Origin of the sequence: Novosphingobium sp. (assembly GCF_039595395.1) — a bacterium.
Taxonomy (GTDB): Bacteria; Pseudomonadota; Alphaproteobacteria; order Sphingomonadales; family Sphingomonadaceae; genus Novosphingobium.
In genome coordinates this window covers 1254067-1270093 of the sequence record NZ_JBCNLP010000006.1, presented here as the reverse complement: position 1 = coordinate 1270093, position 16027 = coordinate 1254067, and the positions used below count along the sequence as shown (strand labels likewise).

11 protein-coding genes are annotated in these 16027 nt (G+C 66.2%); 8 read left to right on the top strand and 3 right to left on the bottom strand.

Translation table 11 applies throughout. The features are described 5' to 3' along the window. Positions 1-44: 44 nt before the first annotated feature. The 6 genes from ABDW49_RS25335 (at position 45) to ABDW49_RS25310 (ending at position 6567) form a co-directional block, all read left to right on the top strand. Positions 45-1013, top strand: a complete 969-nt coding sequence (locus ABDW49_RS25335; protein WP_343616340.1) for a quinone oxidoreductase — start codon at positions 45-47, stop codon at positions 1011-1013. Then, positions 1010-1729, top strand: coding sequence for an SDR family oxidoreductase (locus ABDW49_RS25330; protein ID WP_343616338.1), 720 nt, complete (start codon positions 1010-1012; stop codon positions 1727-1729). The genes ABDW49_RS25335 and ABDW49_RS25330 overlap by 4 nt, the downstream gene beginning before the upstream one ends. Positions 1730-1986: 257 nt before the next feature. Beyond that, positions 1987-4038 carry an FUSC family protein gene (locus ABDW49_RS25325; protein ID WP_343617397.1) on the top strand — a complete coding sequence of 684 codons (2052 nt, stop codon included), beginning with the start codon at positions 1987-1989 and terminating at the stop codon, positions 4036-4038. Beyond that, positions 4035-4259, top strand: a complete 225-nt coding sequence (locus tag ABDW49_RS25320; RefSeq protein ID WP_343616337.1) for a DUF1656 domain-containing protein — start codon at positions 4035-4037, stop codon at positions 4257-4259. Before ABDW49_RS25325 ends, ABDW49_RS25320 begins: the two co-directional genes overlap by 4 nt. After that, positions 4259-5158, top strand: coding sequence for an efflux RND transporter periplasmic adaptor subunit (locus ABDW49_RS25315; RefSeq protein ID WP_343617395.1), 900 nt, complete (start codon positions 4259-4261; stop codon positions 5156-5158). The genes ABDW49_RS25320 and ABDW49_RS25315 overlap by 1 nt, the downstream gene beginning before the upstream one ends. After that, positions 5152-6567 (top strand): efflux transporter outer membrane subunit, encoded by a 1416-nt coding sequence (locus ABDW49_RS25310; RefSeq protein WP_343616335.1) that lies wholly within the window; start codon positions 5152-5154, stop codon positions 6565-6567. The genes ABDW49_RS25315 and ABDW49_RS25310 overlap by 7 nt, the downstream gene beginning before the upstream one ends. Before the next feature lie 3 nt (positions 6568-6570). Here ABDW49_RS25310 and ABDW49_RS25305 read toward each other — a convergent pair whose 3' ends face one another. From ABDW49_RS25305 to ABDW49_RS25295, 3 genes are all read right to left on the bottom strand, one after another. Next, a complete protein-coding gene (locus tag ABDW49_RS25305) occupies positions 6571-7419 on the bottom strand; it encodes a LysR family transcriptional regulator (RefSeq protein ID WP_343616333.1) in 849 nt (282 codons plus the stop codon). 81 nt (positions 7420-7500) lie between these two features. Next, on the bottom strand, positions 7501-8154 hold the full coding sequence (locus ABDW49_RS25300) for a DsbA family protein (protein WP_343616331.1): 654 nt from the start codon (positions 8152-8154) through the stop codon (positions 7501-7503). A gap of 139 nt (positions 8155-8293) precedes the next feature. Then, positions 8294-10078 (bottom strand): amidohydrolase family protein, encoded by a 1785-nt coding sequence (locus ABDW49_RS25295; RefSeq protein ID WP_343616329.1) that lies wholly within the window; start codon positions 10076-10078, stop codon positions 8294-8296. A gap of 335 nt (positions 10079-10413) precedes the next feature. Between ABDW49_RS25295 and ABDW49_RS25290 the strand changes: the two genes are divergently transcribed. Beyond that, positions 10414-13500: a TonB-dependent receptor gene (locus ABDW49_RS25290; protein WP_343616327.1), complete on the top strand. Its 3087-nt coding sequence runs from the start codon at positions 10414-10416 to the stop codon at positions 13498-13500. A gap of 127 nt (positions 13501-13627) precedes the next feature. Beyond that, the gene (locus ABDW49_RS25285) at positions 13628-16018 is read left to right on the top strand and encodes a zinc-dependent metalloprotease (RefSeq protein WP_343616326.1); all 2391 of its coding nucleotides are present in this window, start codon (positions 13628-13630) and stop codon (positions 16016-16018) included. Positions 16019-16027: the final 9 nt, after the last annotated feature.

Here is a 16027-nt window from a genome sequence, read left to right as displayed (position 1 = left end):
GATTTGCGTAATTTTGGAATGAATGTTCAAGAAAGGATGGAGCGATGAAAGCAGTGGTGATGAACGCTATTGGCGGCACGGAGGTGATGGCTTTCGCCGACCGCCCCGATCCTGTGCCGGCTCCGGGCGAGGTGCTGGTCGAGATCAAGGCTGCGGGCGTCAATTTCATGGATATCGGCGTAAGGCAGGGCAGGGCCTGGACCGAACACGCCAATCCCAAGATCCTTGGCGTGGAAGGCGCGGGCCGCGTGCTGGCGCTGGGTGAGAGCGTGGCGGATTTTCAGATCGGCCAGCGTGTCGCATGGGTCTATCACCCCGGCAGCTATGCCCAGAAAGCGGCGATCCCGGCCCATGCTCTGGTGCCTGTGCCCGATGCCATCGACGATCGCACCGCCGCCGCCGTGATGATGCAGGGCCTGACCGCCAGCCATTTCGCCAGCGATTTCTACCCGGTGCAGCCCGGCGATGTTGCCTTTGTCCATGCGGCGGCGGGCGGTGTCGGTCTGCTGCTGACCCAGATCATCAAGCTGCGCGGCGGCAGCGTGATCGGGCGGGTGTCGTCGCAGGACAAGGTGGCCGTGGCAAGAGCAGCGGGGGCCGATCATGTCATCGTCGACCGCGAGGGCCAGTTCGCCGCCGAAGCCCTGCGCCTGACGGAGGGCGAGGGCGTTCATGTCGTCTATGACGGCTCCGGGCCGACGACCTTTCGGGGCTCGCTCGATGTGCTGCGCCGCTCGGGCACCTTCTGCTGGTACGGGCCGGTACTGGGCGGGCCCGGCGCCCTGGACATCATGAGCCTGCCGCGCAGCATCAAGATCGGCTATGCCACCTTCTTCGACCATATTCCCACCCCGGCGCTGCTGCGCCAGCATGCCGCCCGACTGTTCGACTGGATCGCCCAGGGCCATCTGACCATCAATTTCGGTGGCGACTATGCTCTGGCCGATGCCGCCCGCGCCCATGCCGACATGGCCAGCCGCGCCACCACCGGCAAACTGCTGCTCATCGCATGAGCCGCGTCGCCCTTGTCTTCGGCGGGTCGCGCGGGATCGGCGCGGCCATTGCCCTGCGCCTGGCGCGCGACGGTTTCGACGTGGCCCTGACCTATGTCTCGCGCCCCGACAGCGCCGAAACTGTCGCCGCCGAAATCCGCAGCATGGGCCGCAAGGCGCTGCCCATCCGGGCCGACAGCGCTGATCCCGGCGCGATCACGGCGGCGGTGGAGGAAGCTGTTGTCCATCTCGGCATGCCGGATGTGGCGGTGATCAATGCCGGATTGCTCAGGCTCGGCTCGGTCGAAGGTTTTCCGCTCGCGGATCTGAACCAGATGCTGGCGGTGAATGTACGCGGCGTCTTTCTGGCGATCCAGGCCTCTGTGGCGCGGATGCGCGATGGCGGGCGGGTCATCACCATCGGCAGCAACACGGCGGTCCGCACCGGATCGCAGGGCAGCAGCGTCTATGCCATGACCAAGGCGGCGGTGGCGGGCATGGTGAAAGGGGTGGCGCTCGATCTGGCGCCGCGCGCGATCACCGTCAACAACATCCAGCCCGGCCCGACCGAGACGGATATGACAGCAGCCATGGCCGAGCGGTTGAAGGAGATCGTTCCGCTCAAACGGATCGGCCAGCCGGCCGAGATCGCGGCTCTGGCCTCCTGGCTGGCCGGGGATGAGGCAGGCTATATGACCGGCGCCAGCCTGACCATCGACGGCGGTTATGTGTTGTGAGAGGAAGGCCTGGACAGACGGCCCCGCCGCGAGGAACCGGCTGATACGCTGGCTGCGCATGCTCTGAACATGCTGCTGACAGGAAAAGCAACGCTTGCAAGGGCTTGTGCCCGATGTCGGGCAAAGGGCGGCCTGTCGCGCCACGCCAGTAGAATTACAGCAAATTTATTGCACTTAAACAGCAAAATTATGCGCTGAATATTTGACCCCCGGCTGGGATAAGGGGGCGCCATTCCACAATGGCTGACCCCAGAACCATGACCCTCTCCCCCGGCGCAAGGCGCACGGCGCCGCCTGCGCCGCTGATCGACCCGCAAAAGCTGCTCTTTTCGCTGAGCAGCTTTCTTGCGGCGTCGCTCACGCTGGTCATCACCTTTATGGCCAGCCTGCCCCGGCCGTGGTGGGCGCTGCTGACGGTCTATGTCACCGCGCAGCCGATGGCAGGCGCCTTTCGCCCCAAGGTGCTCTATCGGCTGGGCGGGATCGCGCTGGGCGCGCTGGTGACCATCGCGCTTGTGCCCAATCTGCAGAATTCGCCCGCGCTGCTGGTGCTGTGCCTGGCCTCATGGACCGGCTTGTGCATCTATTTCGCGGTGCTGGACCGCACACCGCGCGCCTTTCTGTTCCAGATGTCGGCCTTCAGCGCGGCGGTGATCAGCTTTCCCTATCTCGACGATCCGGGCAACATCTTCGACACGACCATCGCCCGCGTGCAGGAAATGACCATCGCCATCCTGAGCGTCACGGCGGTGCATGCCGTGCTTCAGCCATGGAGCGCCACGCCGGTGATCCGGGGCCGTGCGCAATCCTTCCTGACCCACGCACGGCAATGGATGACCGAGGCGATCGGCGAAGACCACACGCAGCTTGAGAACGACCATCGCCGCCGCCTTGCCGCCGATGTGACCGAGCTGGGCATGCTGGCGGTGCATCTGCCCTTCGATCAGCGCTGGGCGCCCGCCACCCGCCAACGCATTGCGGCCTTGCAGCAGCAACTGGCCCGCATTCTTCCGCTGGTCTCTGCGGCATCAAACCGGCTTGGTCTGCTGCGCAACGGATCTGCACTGCCGCCCGTGCTTGAACGCCTGCTCACGGACATCACCGCATGGCTGGGGGATCGGGGCAGCCGCGCGGGGGAGGGCTTCGCTCTGGCCCGGCGCTGCACGCATCTTGCCCATGCCGCCGAGGCGCAGCGCGATTGGCCCTCCCTGCTGGAGGCCAGCGCCTGCATCCGTCTGGCCGAGGCGCTCAAGGCCATGGCGATCAGCCGCCGCCTTGCCGAGCGGATCGGCATGCCCGGCCGCCCGCGTGGTGGCCAGACGCCCGCGCCTTTCTCTCTGGCGCGCGATCATACCATGGCGGCGCTGGCCGGATTGGGCACGGCGCTGGCGATCATGCTCTATTGCGGTTTCTGGATCGTGCTGGCCTGGCCCAATGGCTCGGCCACGGCGGCCTTTGCGGCGCTGATCACCTGCTCCTTTGCCGCGCAGGACGATCCGGCGCCCACCATCACGCGCTATCTGCTGGCCACGCTCAAGACCTATCCGCTGGCGGCGCTCTATCTCTTCGTGATCCTGCCGCGCGTCGATGGCGCGGAAATGCTGATCCTCACTCTGGCGCCCGCCCTGATCTGGATGGGCTATATTCAGGCCGACCCCGCCCGCACAGCGCAGGCCCTGCCGATGTTCTCCTGCTTTATCGTGGCGATGGGTTTTCTTGCCCGGTTTCAGGCCGATTTCGCGAATTTCGTCAACACGGGGTTTGCGCAGATGGGAGGCATCGTCACCACGCTGGTGGTCACCAAGCTGTTCCGCTCGACCAATGCGCTGTGGACGGCGCGGCGCATCGCCCGCGCCAATTGGGCCGATATGGCCGAGCTGGCCGATATCCGCCGCCCCTTCCGCCCCGCCGACTGGACCGCCAGAGCGGTGGACCGCCTCGGCCAGTTCGCGGCAAGGATCGCGCTCGCCCCGCCGGGCGATGTGCTGCACGGCGTGGACGGGCTGGCCGATCTGCGGATCGGGCGCAACATCATCCCGCTGCGGCGCGCGCTCTCCCATGTGCCGCATGATCTGCGCCACAGTCTGGGCGTGGTGCTGGGCGATCTGACGCAGGCCTATCACGCGCAAAGGTGTCAGGGTATGGCGCTGTCGCCGCCCGCCGCGCTGCTGGGGGGCATCGATGATGCCCTGAGCGGCCTGCTGACGCTGCCTTCCGATGCCGCGCGGCAAGAGGCGGTGCGCGCGCTGGTCGGCATGCGCTGCAACCTGTTTCCGCAAGCCGATGATTTCACCGTGAGGGTTCCGTGATCGAGGAAGTGCATCTCTGGGGCATCTACATGCCCGCCGCGCTGGCATGGGGCGTGCTGGCCGCGCTGCTGGTCTACGCCCTGCGCCCGGCCTTGCAGCGTTTGCCCCTCGAACGCCTGCTCTGGCACCCAAGTCTCGCCGAACTGGCCCTGTTCTTTCTGCTGTGGTGGGGGCTTGGCGCCCTTGCCGACAGGCTTCCTGCCGGATGGTTCACATCGTGATGGTCTATCGTCAAACTCTGCTGCGTTCGCTGGCCACCTTGCTGGTCATCCTGATCATTCTGGCGGGCATCTATGCGCTTTGGCTGCGCTATCAGGTCGAGCCCGTCACCCGCGACGGCAAGCTGCGCGCCGATATGGTGCCGGTTTCGCCCGACGTCAGCGGGCTGGTCACCGATGTGCGGGTGGCCGACAATCAGGTGGTGAGGAAGGGCGACATCCTCTTCGTCATCGACCGGCCGCGCTATCAACTGGCGCTCGATCAGGCCGAGGCGACGCTGGCCCTGCAACAGACCATGCTGGCGCAGGCCGCGCGCGAGGACCGCCGCAACCGCGCCATGCCCGAGGTGGTCGCCGCCGAAGTGACCGAGCAGGGCAGCGCCAAGGTCAATGAGCTGCGCGCCACCATCGGGCAGGCTCTGGCGACCCGCAATCTGGCGCGCTTCAACCTGAGCCGCACCATCGTGAGGGCGCCGGTGGATGGCACGGTGTCCAATGTCGGCCTGCAGCCGGGTGTCTATCTGACGGCGGGCAAGCCGGCGCTGGCGCTGGTCTCCGACAAGACCCTGCGTGCCGAGGGCTATTTCGAGGAAACCAAGCTGCCCGATGTGCGCATCGGCGATCCGGCCAGCCTCTATCTGATGGGCGTGGCCGACCGCATCGACGGCCATGTTCAGAGCATCGCGGGCGGTGTCGAGGATCGCGAAAGAACCGGCGCGGATGGCCAGTTGGCCAATGTGAACCCCTCCTTCACCTGGGTCCGCCTCGCGCAGCGCATCCCGGTGCGCGTCGCCATCGACAAGGTGCCGCCCGGCGTCCGCCTGATCCCCGGCCAGACCGTGACCGTCATCGTGCATCCCCGCAAGGATGGACGCAGCATCCACAGGAGCCTGCCATGGTAAGGCGCGCCGCACCGCTGCTGCTGGCGACGGCGCTGGGCGCCTGCACCACCGTGGGGCCGAATTACCGCGTGCCCGATGAGGCGGTGGTGAAGGCGCCCGAGGCACAGGGGGCGTTTCTCTCCACCGCGGCGGGCACCATGGCGCAGGCGCTGCCCGATCGCTGGTGGGCGCTTTATGATGACCCCAGGCTGGATGCGCTGATCGAGCAGGCCCTGAGCGCCAACACCGATCTGCGCGTGGCTCAGGCCAATCTGGAGCGCAGTCTGGCCCTGCTGGGCGAGCGCAACGCGAGCCGTGAAATTCAGGGCGGAGTCGACGCGGAAACCACCCAGTCGCAGCGTTCCGCAGAGGCCGAGTTGCAGCATGTGCAGCCGCCCCGACGCGAGCTTTACAACATCGGCCTGTCGGTCAGCTATGATTTCGACCTGTTCGGCGGGCTGAAACGCGCGATCGAGGCCGCCCGTGCCGACAGCGAGGCGGCAGAGGCCGCGCGCGATCTGGTGCGCGTCAATGTCGCGGCGGAGGTGGCTCGGGCCTATGCCGATATCTGCAACAGCGGCCACCAGCAGGATGTTCTGGACCATGCCATCGCGGTTCAGGAGAAGGGCGTTGCTCTGACCCGGCTGACCATCCGGCATGGCCGCACGGCGCCCTATGAACTCGATCGCCGTCAGGCTCTGCTGGAAGGCACCAGTGCCCGCCTGCCGCGTCTGGCGGCACGGCAGCGCAATGCCCTGTTCCGCCTGACAGCCCTGCTGGGGCGGGTGCCCGCTCAGGCCGACACGACCCTGCTGCAATGCCATACGCCTCTGACAATCCGGCAGGTCATCCCGGTGGGTGACGGACAGGCCCTGCTGCAACGCCGCCCCGATATCCGCATCGCTGAAAGACGTCTGGCGGCCACGACAGCGCGGATCGGCGTGGCCACGGCGGCGCTCTATCCCGATATCACCTTTGGCGCGACGGCGGGTTCGACCGGGGCGCTCACCGATTTTCTCTCGCCGCTGACCAACCGTTTCGGCTTTGGTCCGGGGATCAGTTGGACGCTCAACCGCCATGCCGCCCGCGCGCGGATCGAGGCGACGCAGGCGCAAAGCCGGGCCGATCTGGCCAGTTTCGACGGAACGGTGATCAAGGCCCTGCGCGAGGTGGAAACTGCGCTCAGCAGCTATGAGGCGGGCCTTGTGCAGCAACAGCGGCTGGAGCAGGCGCAGGCCGATGCCGCCCGCGTGCTGCAGCGCACCGCCCAGTTGCGGCGCGGCGGGCGGATCGCCGCCTTCCCAGCGCTGGATGCGGAAAGAGATGCCCTGGCCGCCGAACAGGCCGCCGCAGAAGGGCAGGCCGCCGTCAATGACGACCAGATCAGCCTGTTTCTGGCACTGGGCGGGGGATGGAGCGCGCCGAAATAGGCGTCAGACCGTGATCGCCGCCGCCACATGCAGGCCCGAGCGCACACGGTCCATCACGCCGGAATCGGCCTTGGCGGAATGGACCATATAGGCTGAATAGGAAAACTCCGGGCTGCCCGGCACCAGCACCAGCCGGCCTTCCTCCATATAGGGGCGGATAAAGCCCTTGCGGAAATAGCCGCTGCCGCCCGTCGCCAGAATATAGTCCAGCGCCAGCGGGCCATAGCTGATCGAAACCACCGGATTGGGCTGATCGGGGAAGGCTGCCTGATAGCTGGCGGCAAACTCGTCGCCCCAGTCGATCTGCACATGGTCCTCGGCGGAGAGGGGGGCGCTGGTCGGCGTGGTGCGCACCAGCACCAGCTTTTCCTCGAACAGCAGCTCCGCGATGATGCCCGGACGGCTGGGCGCGGCATAGAGCACGGCCACATCGAGCGTACCGTCCTGCACCTGCTCCATCAGCCGCTCAGAGACGTCGATCTGGGTGCTGACGGCAATCTCCGGGCATTCCCGGCGCATCCAGAGCAGCCAGTGGCGCAGCAGCGGGTTCCACAGGCTGAGTTCCGCCCCCACCGTCACCACGGTCTCGCGCCCCGGCGGCAGGGCCACCGCCCGCTGGGCCCGCGCCCAGACCTGCACCAGCGTGGTGGCGAAGCGCAGGAACTGCTCGCCCGCCGGGGTCAGCCGGGCCCCGGCCTTGTTGCGGATGAAGACCGGGCGGTCGAGTTGCTCTTCCAGCACGCGGATGCGCGCGCTGACCGCCGTCTGCGTCAGGTTGAGGTTGTTGGCCGCCCCCACAAAGCTGCCGGTCTTGACGACCTCCAGAAAGGTCCGCGCGACGCTGATATCCATTCAATCAATTTTCTGCATGGAATGGCACATTCCAGCACTTTTACTTGGATCGCCCATGGCTCTCAAGGGAAGAATGTCCGCTCACGACAGGGGCGTGTTGTGGCGCACCGCCTCGACCGTGCTCTGCAGGGTGGCAAGGTCGACGGCGCCGGGCAGCAGATAATGCCCGATGATGATCCCCGGCGTGCCCGACAGCCCCGCGAGCCGCGCGAAATGATCCGTGCGCTTGAGCGCCGCATCGATCGCCGGGCCATGGCTCTTGAGATCCGCCTGCAACCGCGCCCAGTTCACGCCCGAGGCATCGGCGGCGCGGCGCAGGTCGTCGGCGTTGAGCTTGACAGGTCCGCGCGCAATGGCGTCATCAAAGGCGGCATGCTTGCCCTGATACTGCGAGGCCATGGCCGCCCGCGCCGCCGCCTGCGACATGGGGCCGAAAATGGGCCAGTCGCGATAGACGATCCGCACCTTCCTGTCGCGCGCCATCAGTTGCGCCAGTTCGGGGTGCAGCTTGCGGCAATACTGGCACTGGTAGTCGGCGAAAACGACCACGGTGACATCATAGCCCTGCGGGGCCACACTGGGCAGGGCGGGGTCGTTTTCCAGCGCCTGCTGCAGACGGGCGCGCTCGGCGGAGGGTTCCTCCGCGCTGGCCTTGCCGGTCAGCGTGGTGGTTCCGGCCATGCCAAGCGCCGCGAGGGCGGCCACGGCGGCGATCCCGATCCCGAATTTCAGCATGCTTGTTCCTTTGCGCCTGTATCTGCGCGGCCGCATGCCAGACCGGCGCCGTCAGGGCCAGTGCTGCAATGAAAATAGGATGCGCCATCCGATCATGGCAGGCGTTGCCCGTGACCGGCACGGGCAACGCCGCTTTTCCTCAGTAGAAGGTCCAGTTGTCGGTCTGCAGCCACAGCTTCTTGCCGCCGGGGCAACTGGCGCCCAGCTCGACCTGCGTGACATCGGTGCCGGTCCATGGTCGGGCACGCTTGCCGTCGCCATGCAGGCTGGTGAAAGGCACCTCGATCGTCTGCCATGTGTTGCTCACGGTCACCGCCGCGCTCCAGCTCGCGGCGGCCACGCCGTTCAGCGTCACCCGCGCCTGACAGTCATTGCCCCGCACATCGAGCCGCACGCCATGCCAGCCCCGCAGATCCGCCGGGCGGATCGATCCGCGCGACAGCGGCACCGCTGTCCCGGCATAGGCATGCTGCTTGACCGCCATGCGCGCGGTGATCTCCAGCGCATGACCGCCGCCCCCTCCTTCGCCTGCGCGCAGCACGGGCTGGCTGATCTCCACCGTGCGGTCGATGCCGCCATCGGGCGTGTCGACCCGTAGTGTGTCGAGCTGCGAGCGTCCATCACCCCGCTCGAAATCGTCGATGGCGGCGGGCACCTTGACCGGATCGAGCTGCCGCGCGGCATTGGCGGCGGGCAGGGGCGGCGCGCCCAGGCCATAGATTGGCTTGCCGTCGATCATCGTCAGCGCCAGCTTGTGAATGTCGGCGATGTTCTCCCAGGGCTTGCCGTCGAAGAGCAGGATGTCGGCGCGCTTGCCCGGCGCGATGGTGCCGCGATCCCCGTCCTGAGCCAACAGATGGGCGCTGGTCTGGGTTGCGGCAACCAGCGCCTGAGCGGGCGTGAGCCCGGCGCGCACCAGCAGTTCCAGCTCATGCAGGGTGGAGGGGCCATGCGGGGTTTGCGGCATGCCGGCGTCGGTGCCCAGCGCGATGGGCACGCCTGCGTCATAGAGCAGTTTGACGTTTTTCAGCGCATTGTCGAATTTGCGCAGCCGCTGGGCATCGGCGGGCTTGGAGGGGTCCTTGTTGGGGTCATAGACCGCCAGCGTGGGGATTTCGGCCATGCCGCTGGCCTTGATGATCTGCACCTCATCGGCGGTCAGCACGCGGTCCTGCAGGCCATGCGCCAGCGAATCCACATTGGCCTTGGCGGCCACCAGCCCGCGCTCGACGGTGACGGTGTGGGTGACGACCTTGAGATGCTGCTGATGCGCCGCCTCGGTCAGCGCCGAGAGCGTCCAGCCATCCATGCTGGTGTTGTCCGGCGCGGCGCCATAGCGCCAGCCATCGGTGAAGACCTTGATGAGATCGGGCTTGTAGGCGGCCAGACTTTCGACGGCGCTGCGCGCCGCCTCGGGCGTGTTGACCCATTTGGTGGTGGCCTGATCGGCCCAGTCGGCACCATGCCCGCCCGGCGTCGAAATGCGCGCGGCGAAATTGACATGCGGCGCGGCCAGCGTGCCCAGCCATTCACGCAGCGGGGCATAGGCCTCGGGCGCCTCGTTGAAATCGTTCACCGTGGTGATGCCCGCCTTCACATAGGCGGTGGCGATGGGTGGGAAAACATCGGGCTCGCCGCCAGCGGTCCAATGGGTGTGCAGATCGTAGAAGCCGGGGGTGAGCGCCTTGCCGCGCGCCTCGATCACCTTCGCGCCCGAGGGCACTTTCACATCGGCGCCGACCGCGATGATGCGGTCGTCCTGAATGAGCACGGTGGCCGGGTGGGGCGCGGCGCCGGTGCCGTCGAACACGATTGCGCCGACGATGGCGGTGGTGCGGGGGGCAGCTTCCGAGCGGGTCGCGGTGACGGCGAGGCCGGCAAGAGCGGTGCCGACGGCAAGAGCGCAAAGGAAGCGCTTGGTCATGATGGTCTCCGAAAACAGTCTTTGGGCGCGTGATGTCGCGTGAACGACAAAGCAGCGATCATGAAGAGGGTGAAGGACGTATAGATTGCTGCGTCAAGGTGATCATAATTCGATGATAAATTCCAATACTATGGATTTTATATGCGGCAATATGGTCATGTCGATGATCGCCGTGATTGACAAGGTCATTCGTTCAACGCTTAAATCCTATAAAGTAAATAGGAAATCAAGATTGACTTGTGTGGTATGAACATTTGCTGCGTTTGGGGCGCGGTCTTTGTTCTCCATGCTGCACGCACGGGCTGGGGTTTTAGCCCAACGAAACGGGGACTATCATGATCAAGCGACACAAACGCGCGGGGCTGATCGCGCGTGCCAGCAGCTTTGTGCTGGCCATGGCGATGTTCACCCAGGCGGCTCAGGGGCAGGACGCGCCCGCCGCCGCACCTTCCGCCGATACGGCGCCCAGCGAGGGCGAGGCAGCAGCCATCACCGTGGTCGGCTCGCAGATCAAGGGAGCCAAGCTCAACGCCGCTCTGCCGGTCACCGTGGTCGACCAGCAGCTTATCGCCGCGAGCGGCGCGGTGAATGGCCAGGACCTGTTCCGCTCGATCCCGCAGATGGGCGATGTGACGTTCAACGCGCAATATACGGCGGGCAGCAGCAATTCGGCGCGCGGCGACGTCAATTCGATCAATCTGCGCAACCTTGGCGTCGGCAACACGCTGGTGCTGCTCAACGGGCGCCGTGTCGTCACCCACCCCACCAGCCAGGCCAATGACCAGCTTGTGCCGGTGCTGGGCTACAACAGCAATGCCATCCCCGTGAACGGGCTGGAGCGACTGGAGGTGCTGCGCGATGGCGCCGCCGCCATCTATGGCGCCGATGCCGTGGCGGGCGTGGTCAACACCGTGCTGAAGACCAATTTCAACGGCGCGGATATGTCGGTGCAATATGGCGGGGCGGAAGGCACCCGCCTGCGCGAGTTCAACGCCAGCGGCCTGTTCGGCAAGAATTTTGCCGAAGGGCGCGGCAACATCACGCTCAACGCCACCTATGACCATGGCACGGGCATTCTCTCGACCGATCAGGCCTATACGGCCTCTTCGAACAAGACGCCGCTGTTCGCGGGCACGGCTTTTGCCACCGCCACCTCGCTCGATGGGCGCAGCACCACGACGCCCTGGGTCTCGGCGGCGACGCCTTCCAGCTTCGGCACGATCCGGCAGGGCACCACCGCGCTGACCAGCGCTTCGGGCGCCTTCCATATCCAGCCCACCACCAGCAGTGGCTGCGCGATCGCCATCGGCAACGGCCTGTGCGATGCCACCGGCGCGCTGGCGACATCGGGCGTCAACCGCAATCTGCGGCTCGACAATGCGGCTGGCGGGCTTTCGGTGCTGCCTGCGCTCAACCGTGTGAACCTGTTCTCCAGCGGCCATTACGACATCAGTGACCATGTCACCGCCTTCTTCGAGGGCGGCTTCTATTACGCCAAGACCCATGCGCAGCAGAGCCCGATTTCGACGCTCTCCTCGATCCCGATCACGGTTCCGGCCAGCAATTACTACAATCCGTATGGTGCGGCGGTCTTTGCCAATGGCACGGTCAATCCCAACCGCATCGCGGGGACCAATGTGCCCGCCGCTGGTCTGCCGGTGACGATCACGGGCTATTCCTTCTCCGATCTGGGCAACATCAACGTCGATGTGACGAACAAGCAGTTCCGCCTGCTGTTCGGCCTGCGCGGCAACTGGGACAGCTGGAACTGGGAAAGCGCGCTCAGCTATTCCGAGGCGACCGTGCGCGATGTCAGCGACAACATCTCGCGCAGCAAGCTGCAGGCGGCGCTCGCCCTTTCCACGCCCGATGCCTATAATGTCTTCAACGGCGGCACGCTGGGCAATCCTTCGGTGGGGGATGGCACGCCCAACAGCCAGGCCACCATCGATTCGATCCGGGAAAAGCTGACCCGCTTCGACAAGACGACGCTGGCCACCTATGACTTCCGCGTGTCACGGCGCGATCTGCTCAAGCTGCCCGCGGGCAATGTGGGCATCGCGGCGGGGCTGGAAGCGCGGCGCGAAAGCCAGCTCGACGATCGCGATTCCGGCATCGACGGCACGGTCAATTTTGTCGATCCGATCACCGGTGTGGTCGCCAGCAATTTCGTGCCCAACAGCATCAACCCCGACACGCATGGCACGCGCGAGGTGTTCTCGCTTTATGGCGAATTGGCCATTCCCGCGATCTCGCCCGAGATGCATGTGCCGCTGATCCACAATCTGGAGTTCCAGGCAGCGGGCCGTTTCGAAAGCTACAGCGATTTCGGCCCGGTGGCGGTGCCCAAATTCGCGGGCGCTTGGGACATTGTGAAGGGCATCCGTTTCCGCGCCTCCTGGGCGAAATCCTTCCGCGCGCCCAATCTGGAGCAGACCAACGCCTCGCTGGTCACCCGCACCAACACGCGCACCGATTACGCCTTCTGCGAGGCGGATCTGCGCGCCGGGCGGATCTCGGCCTTCTCGCAGTGCACGCGCTCCAATTCGGTGACCGCGCAGCGCGCCGGCAACCCCGATCTGCAGCCCGAGCGTGACACCACCCTGTCGATGGGCGTGGTGCTGGAACCGCCGCTGCCGCAGGGGCTGGGCCATCTGACGCTGACGGGCGACTATTGGCAGGTCAAGCAGAAGGGGCTGGTCGGCGTCTTCGGTGAAGGCAATGCGCTGATTCAGGACTATCTGCTGCGCCAGAGCGGCAGCTCCAACCCCAATGTGGTGCGCGCCGCGCCGACCGCCGACGACATTGCGGCCTTCGCGGGCACGGGGCTGACCCCTGCGGGTCAGGTGCTTTATGTGAAGGACCAGTATGTGAACCTGCTGCCGCAGACGGTGCGCGGGCTCGATATCAATGTGGTCTACAACACGCCGCGTACCCGCATCGGCAGCTTCAATGCCTCCTTCAATCTGTCGCATCTCTTCCGCTATTATCAGGATCCCTCGCCGGGCATCGCGCAACTGCTGGCGGCCCGCGCGGCGGGGCAGATCAATGCGGGGACCACGATCACGGGCGGCGGCGACCTGCTGAGGCAGAACGGCAAGCCCGCGTGGAAATGGTCCGCCGCGCTGACCTGGTCGCTGGGCAATCTCACCGTGGGCGGCTTCACCCAGTTCATCGGCAGCGTGGATGACACCAGCCTGCTCGATTCGGTGGGCAATGCCTGGGTGGTGCAGAGCCAGATCACCGGCAATCTCTATGCGGATTATCGCCTGACCGAGGGCACTCTCAAGGGCACCAGCCTGCGCTTTGGCGTGCGCAACCTCACCAATGAGCAGCCGCCGCTGTCGTCTTCGGGCTATATGGGCACGCTCTATGCGCCTTATGCCCGCTACTGGTATGCCAGCGTGCGGCATAAGTTCTGACATCCATGCTACGGAGGGCGGACAGGCCGCCCTCCGCTGTCCTGTTTTGCGAAAGTCCATCATGCCCTTGAAGCCGGTTTCGTCACGATCAGTTCTGCGGTGTGTCTCTGCCATGGCGGCGCTGGCGATGGCCTGTGCGTCACCCGCGCGGGCTGACACGCCGCTGTTTCCTATCGTGGCCGATCCGGGCGGGCAAAAGCAGGTGATCCGCCTGCCCGCCACCGGGCCCGACAATGTGCTTGGCCGCTTTCTCTACACGCCCTCGATCGCCAGCGGATTGGGCGTGACCGGCGTGGGTCTGGACCGCGCCCTGCTGGGCCAGACCCAGATCATCACCTTCCGCCGCATCGGCAAGAAGGTGCTGGCGCAGTTCGACAACAGCCGCTTCCGCGCCCTCGATGGCGATCGCGGCGAGGAAGAGGCGGTGCGCAGCTCCTTTGCCCCCTCCACGATCTGGGCGGGGGATATCATCGAGGACAGCGCGGGCACGGTGTCGGTGGACATCGCCGGCCTGCTGACCCGCGACACGCTGGACATTGCCGGGCGCCTGAAACGCGGCAAGGCCGGAACCTACCGGCAGGTGCCCGCGCTGGGCTATGTCGATGCGGCGCAGAGCCAGACCTTCCCCGACAATGCCGAGTTCCAGACGGTGGAAACCTTCGCTTCTGAGGATCCGGGCCCGGCGCTGCGCCGCTCGGTTCCCGATCCGCGCAGCATCACCGTGGCGGTGCATCACAGCTTTATGCGACTGCCCGATGACGGCTTCCGCCCGCGCGAGCATGATCCGCGCACCGGCACATCGGTTCAGGTGATCAGGGGCAATTACGCGGCGGCGGTCGATCAGCCGATCGTTACGCGGCTGGTCCGCCGCTTCCGGCTGGAGAAGACCGATCCCGGCGCGGCGCGTTCACGGGTGCGCAAGCCGATCATCTTCTATGTTGACCGCGCCGCGCCCGAGGAAATCCGCAATGCGCTGATTGAGGGCGCGCGCTGGTGGGCGCAGGCCTTTGACGCGGCGGGCTACATCGATGCCTTCCGCGTCGAGCTGCTGCCCGAGGGCGCCAATCCCGCCGATGCGCGCTACAATGTCATCGCCTGGGTGCACACCGATACGCGTAGCTGGTCGACTGGCGCGACCATCGTCGATCCGCGCACGGGCGAGATTCTGCGCGGCGTGGTCCAGCTTGGCTCGCTGCGGGCGTGGCAGGACCGGCTGATCTTTGACGCGCTGGTCGGCGCCGGGCGCGAGCATACGGGCGGGGCGGATGACCCGCTGGTGCTGGTGCGCGCAAGGCTGCGGCAGCTTGCGGTGCATGAGGTCGGCCATGCGCTGGGTCTGGCGCATAATTTCGCGGGCAGCACCTTTGCCGACCGCGCCTCGGTGATGGATTATCCGGCGCCGCTGATCCGGGTCAACAAGGGCCAGCTCGATTTCTCGCAGGCCTATGCCACGGGTGTCGGGGCGTGGGACCGTTTCGCCATCAAGTGGCTCTATGGTGTGACGCCTGCCGGGGCCGACGAAAAGACGGTGCTGGATGGCTGGGCGCGTGAGGCGCAGGCCAAGGGCTATCGCTTTGTCAGCGATGGCGACACGCGCGGCGCGGGCGATGCCCAGCCCTGGGGCAATATGTGGGATAATGGCACGGATCCCGTGGCCGAGCTGACCAATGTGCTGGCGGTGCGCCGCATCGCGCTGGCGCGTTTCGGGCTGGACAATCTGCCCAAGGGCTCGGCGGCAGCGGATCTGCGGCGAATGATCGTGCCGCTCTATCTGTTCCATCGTTATCAGGTGACCGCCGTGTCGAAGCTGATCGGCGGGGTGGACTACAGCTATGCGATCAAGGGCGACGGGCATGAGCGCGCCCCCGTGATCGGCGCGGCGCAGCAGCGCGCGGCGGTGAGCGCCTTGCTGGAAACGCTTGATCCCGCGCAGCTTGATCTGCGCGACGATCTGCTGGGCGTCTTGTCTTCGGTGCAGCCGGGCACGGCGGACCCGCAGTTCGAGATCGAACTGCTGCCATCGCGCACCGCCGCCGCCTTCGACCTGCCGAGTGCGGCGGAAGCCGCGGCGGATATCACGCTGGAGGCTCTGCTCGATCCGGAGCGGCTCAACCGGCTGGTCGAGCAGGCAAGGGTTGATGGCGGACAGCTCTCGCTGACGGAACTGCTCGACAGGATTGCCGCTACCCTCGGGCCGCAGGAGGGCGGTGCGCCGCGTCAGGCCGAGATCCGTCGCCGCATCCGCGCCCGTTATGCGGTGCGGCTGGCCGGACTGCTGCGTGACAAGACGTTGTCCTCGACCGCTCTGGCGGTGGTGCGCGGCGGGGCGACGCGCTTTGGCAAGGCGCTGGCGGGATGCAAGGGCGATGCCGCTGAAATGGACAGTTGCGCCTATCTGGCAAACCTGTTGACCGCCGCGCCCGATCAACTGGCTCTGCTGGCCGAGCCTGCCGTGACCCCGCCCGAAATCCCGCCCGGCGCCCCGATCGGGAGTGATGAGGATAGCTGGTTCAAGTGAGGTCGATGA

Coding starts and splice junctions, on each gene's coding strand:
- ABDW49_RS25295 (WP_343616329.1), bottom strand. CDS start 10,078: ATGACCAAGCGCTTCCTTTGCGCTCTTGCCGTCGGCACCGCTCTTGCC.
- ABDW49_RS25315 (WP_343617395.1), top strand. CDS start 4,259: ATGGTCTATCGTCAAACTCTGCTGCGTTCGCTGGCCACCTTGCTGGTC.
- ABDW49_RS25305 (WP_343616333.1), bottom strand. CDS start 7,419: ATGGATATCAGCGTCGCGCGGACCTTTCTGGAGGTCGTCAAGACCGGC.
- ABDW49_RS25300 (WP_343616331.1), bottom strand. CDS start 8,154: ATGCTGAAATTCGGGATCGGGATCGCCGCCGTGGCCGCCCTCGCGGCG.
- ABDW49_RS25325 (WP_343617397.1), top strand. CDS start 1,987: ATGACCCTCTCCCCCGGCGCAAGGCGCACGGCGCCGCCTGCGCCGCTG.
- ABDW49_RS25290 (WP_343616327.1), top strand. CDS start 10,414: ATGATCAAGCGACACAAACGCGCGGGGCTGATCGCGCGTGCCAGCAGC.
- ABDW49_RS25330 (WP_343616338.1), top strand. CDS start 1,010: ATGAGCCGCGTCGCCCTTGTCTTCGGCGGGTCGCGCGGGATCGGCGCG.
- ABDW49_RS25335 (WP_343616340.1), top strand. CDS start 45: ATGAAAGCAGTGGTGATGAACGCTATTGGCGGCACGGAGGTGATGGCT.
- ABDW49_RS25285 (WP_343616326.1), top strand. CDS start 13,628: ATGGCCTGTGCGTCACCCGCGCGGGCTGACACGCCGCTGTTTCCTATC.
- ABDW49_RS25310 (WP_343616335.1), top strand. CDS start 5,152: ATGGTAAGGCGCGCCGCACCGCTGCTGCTGGCGACGGCGCTGGGCGCC.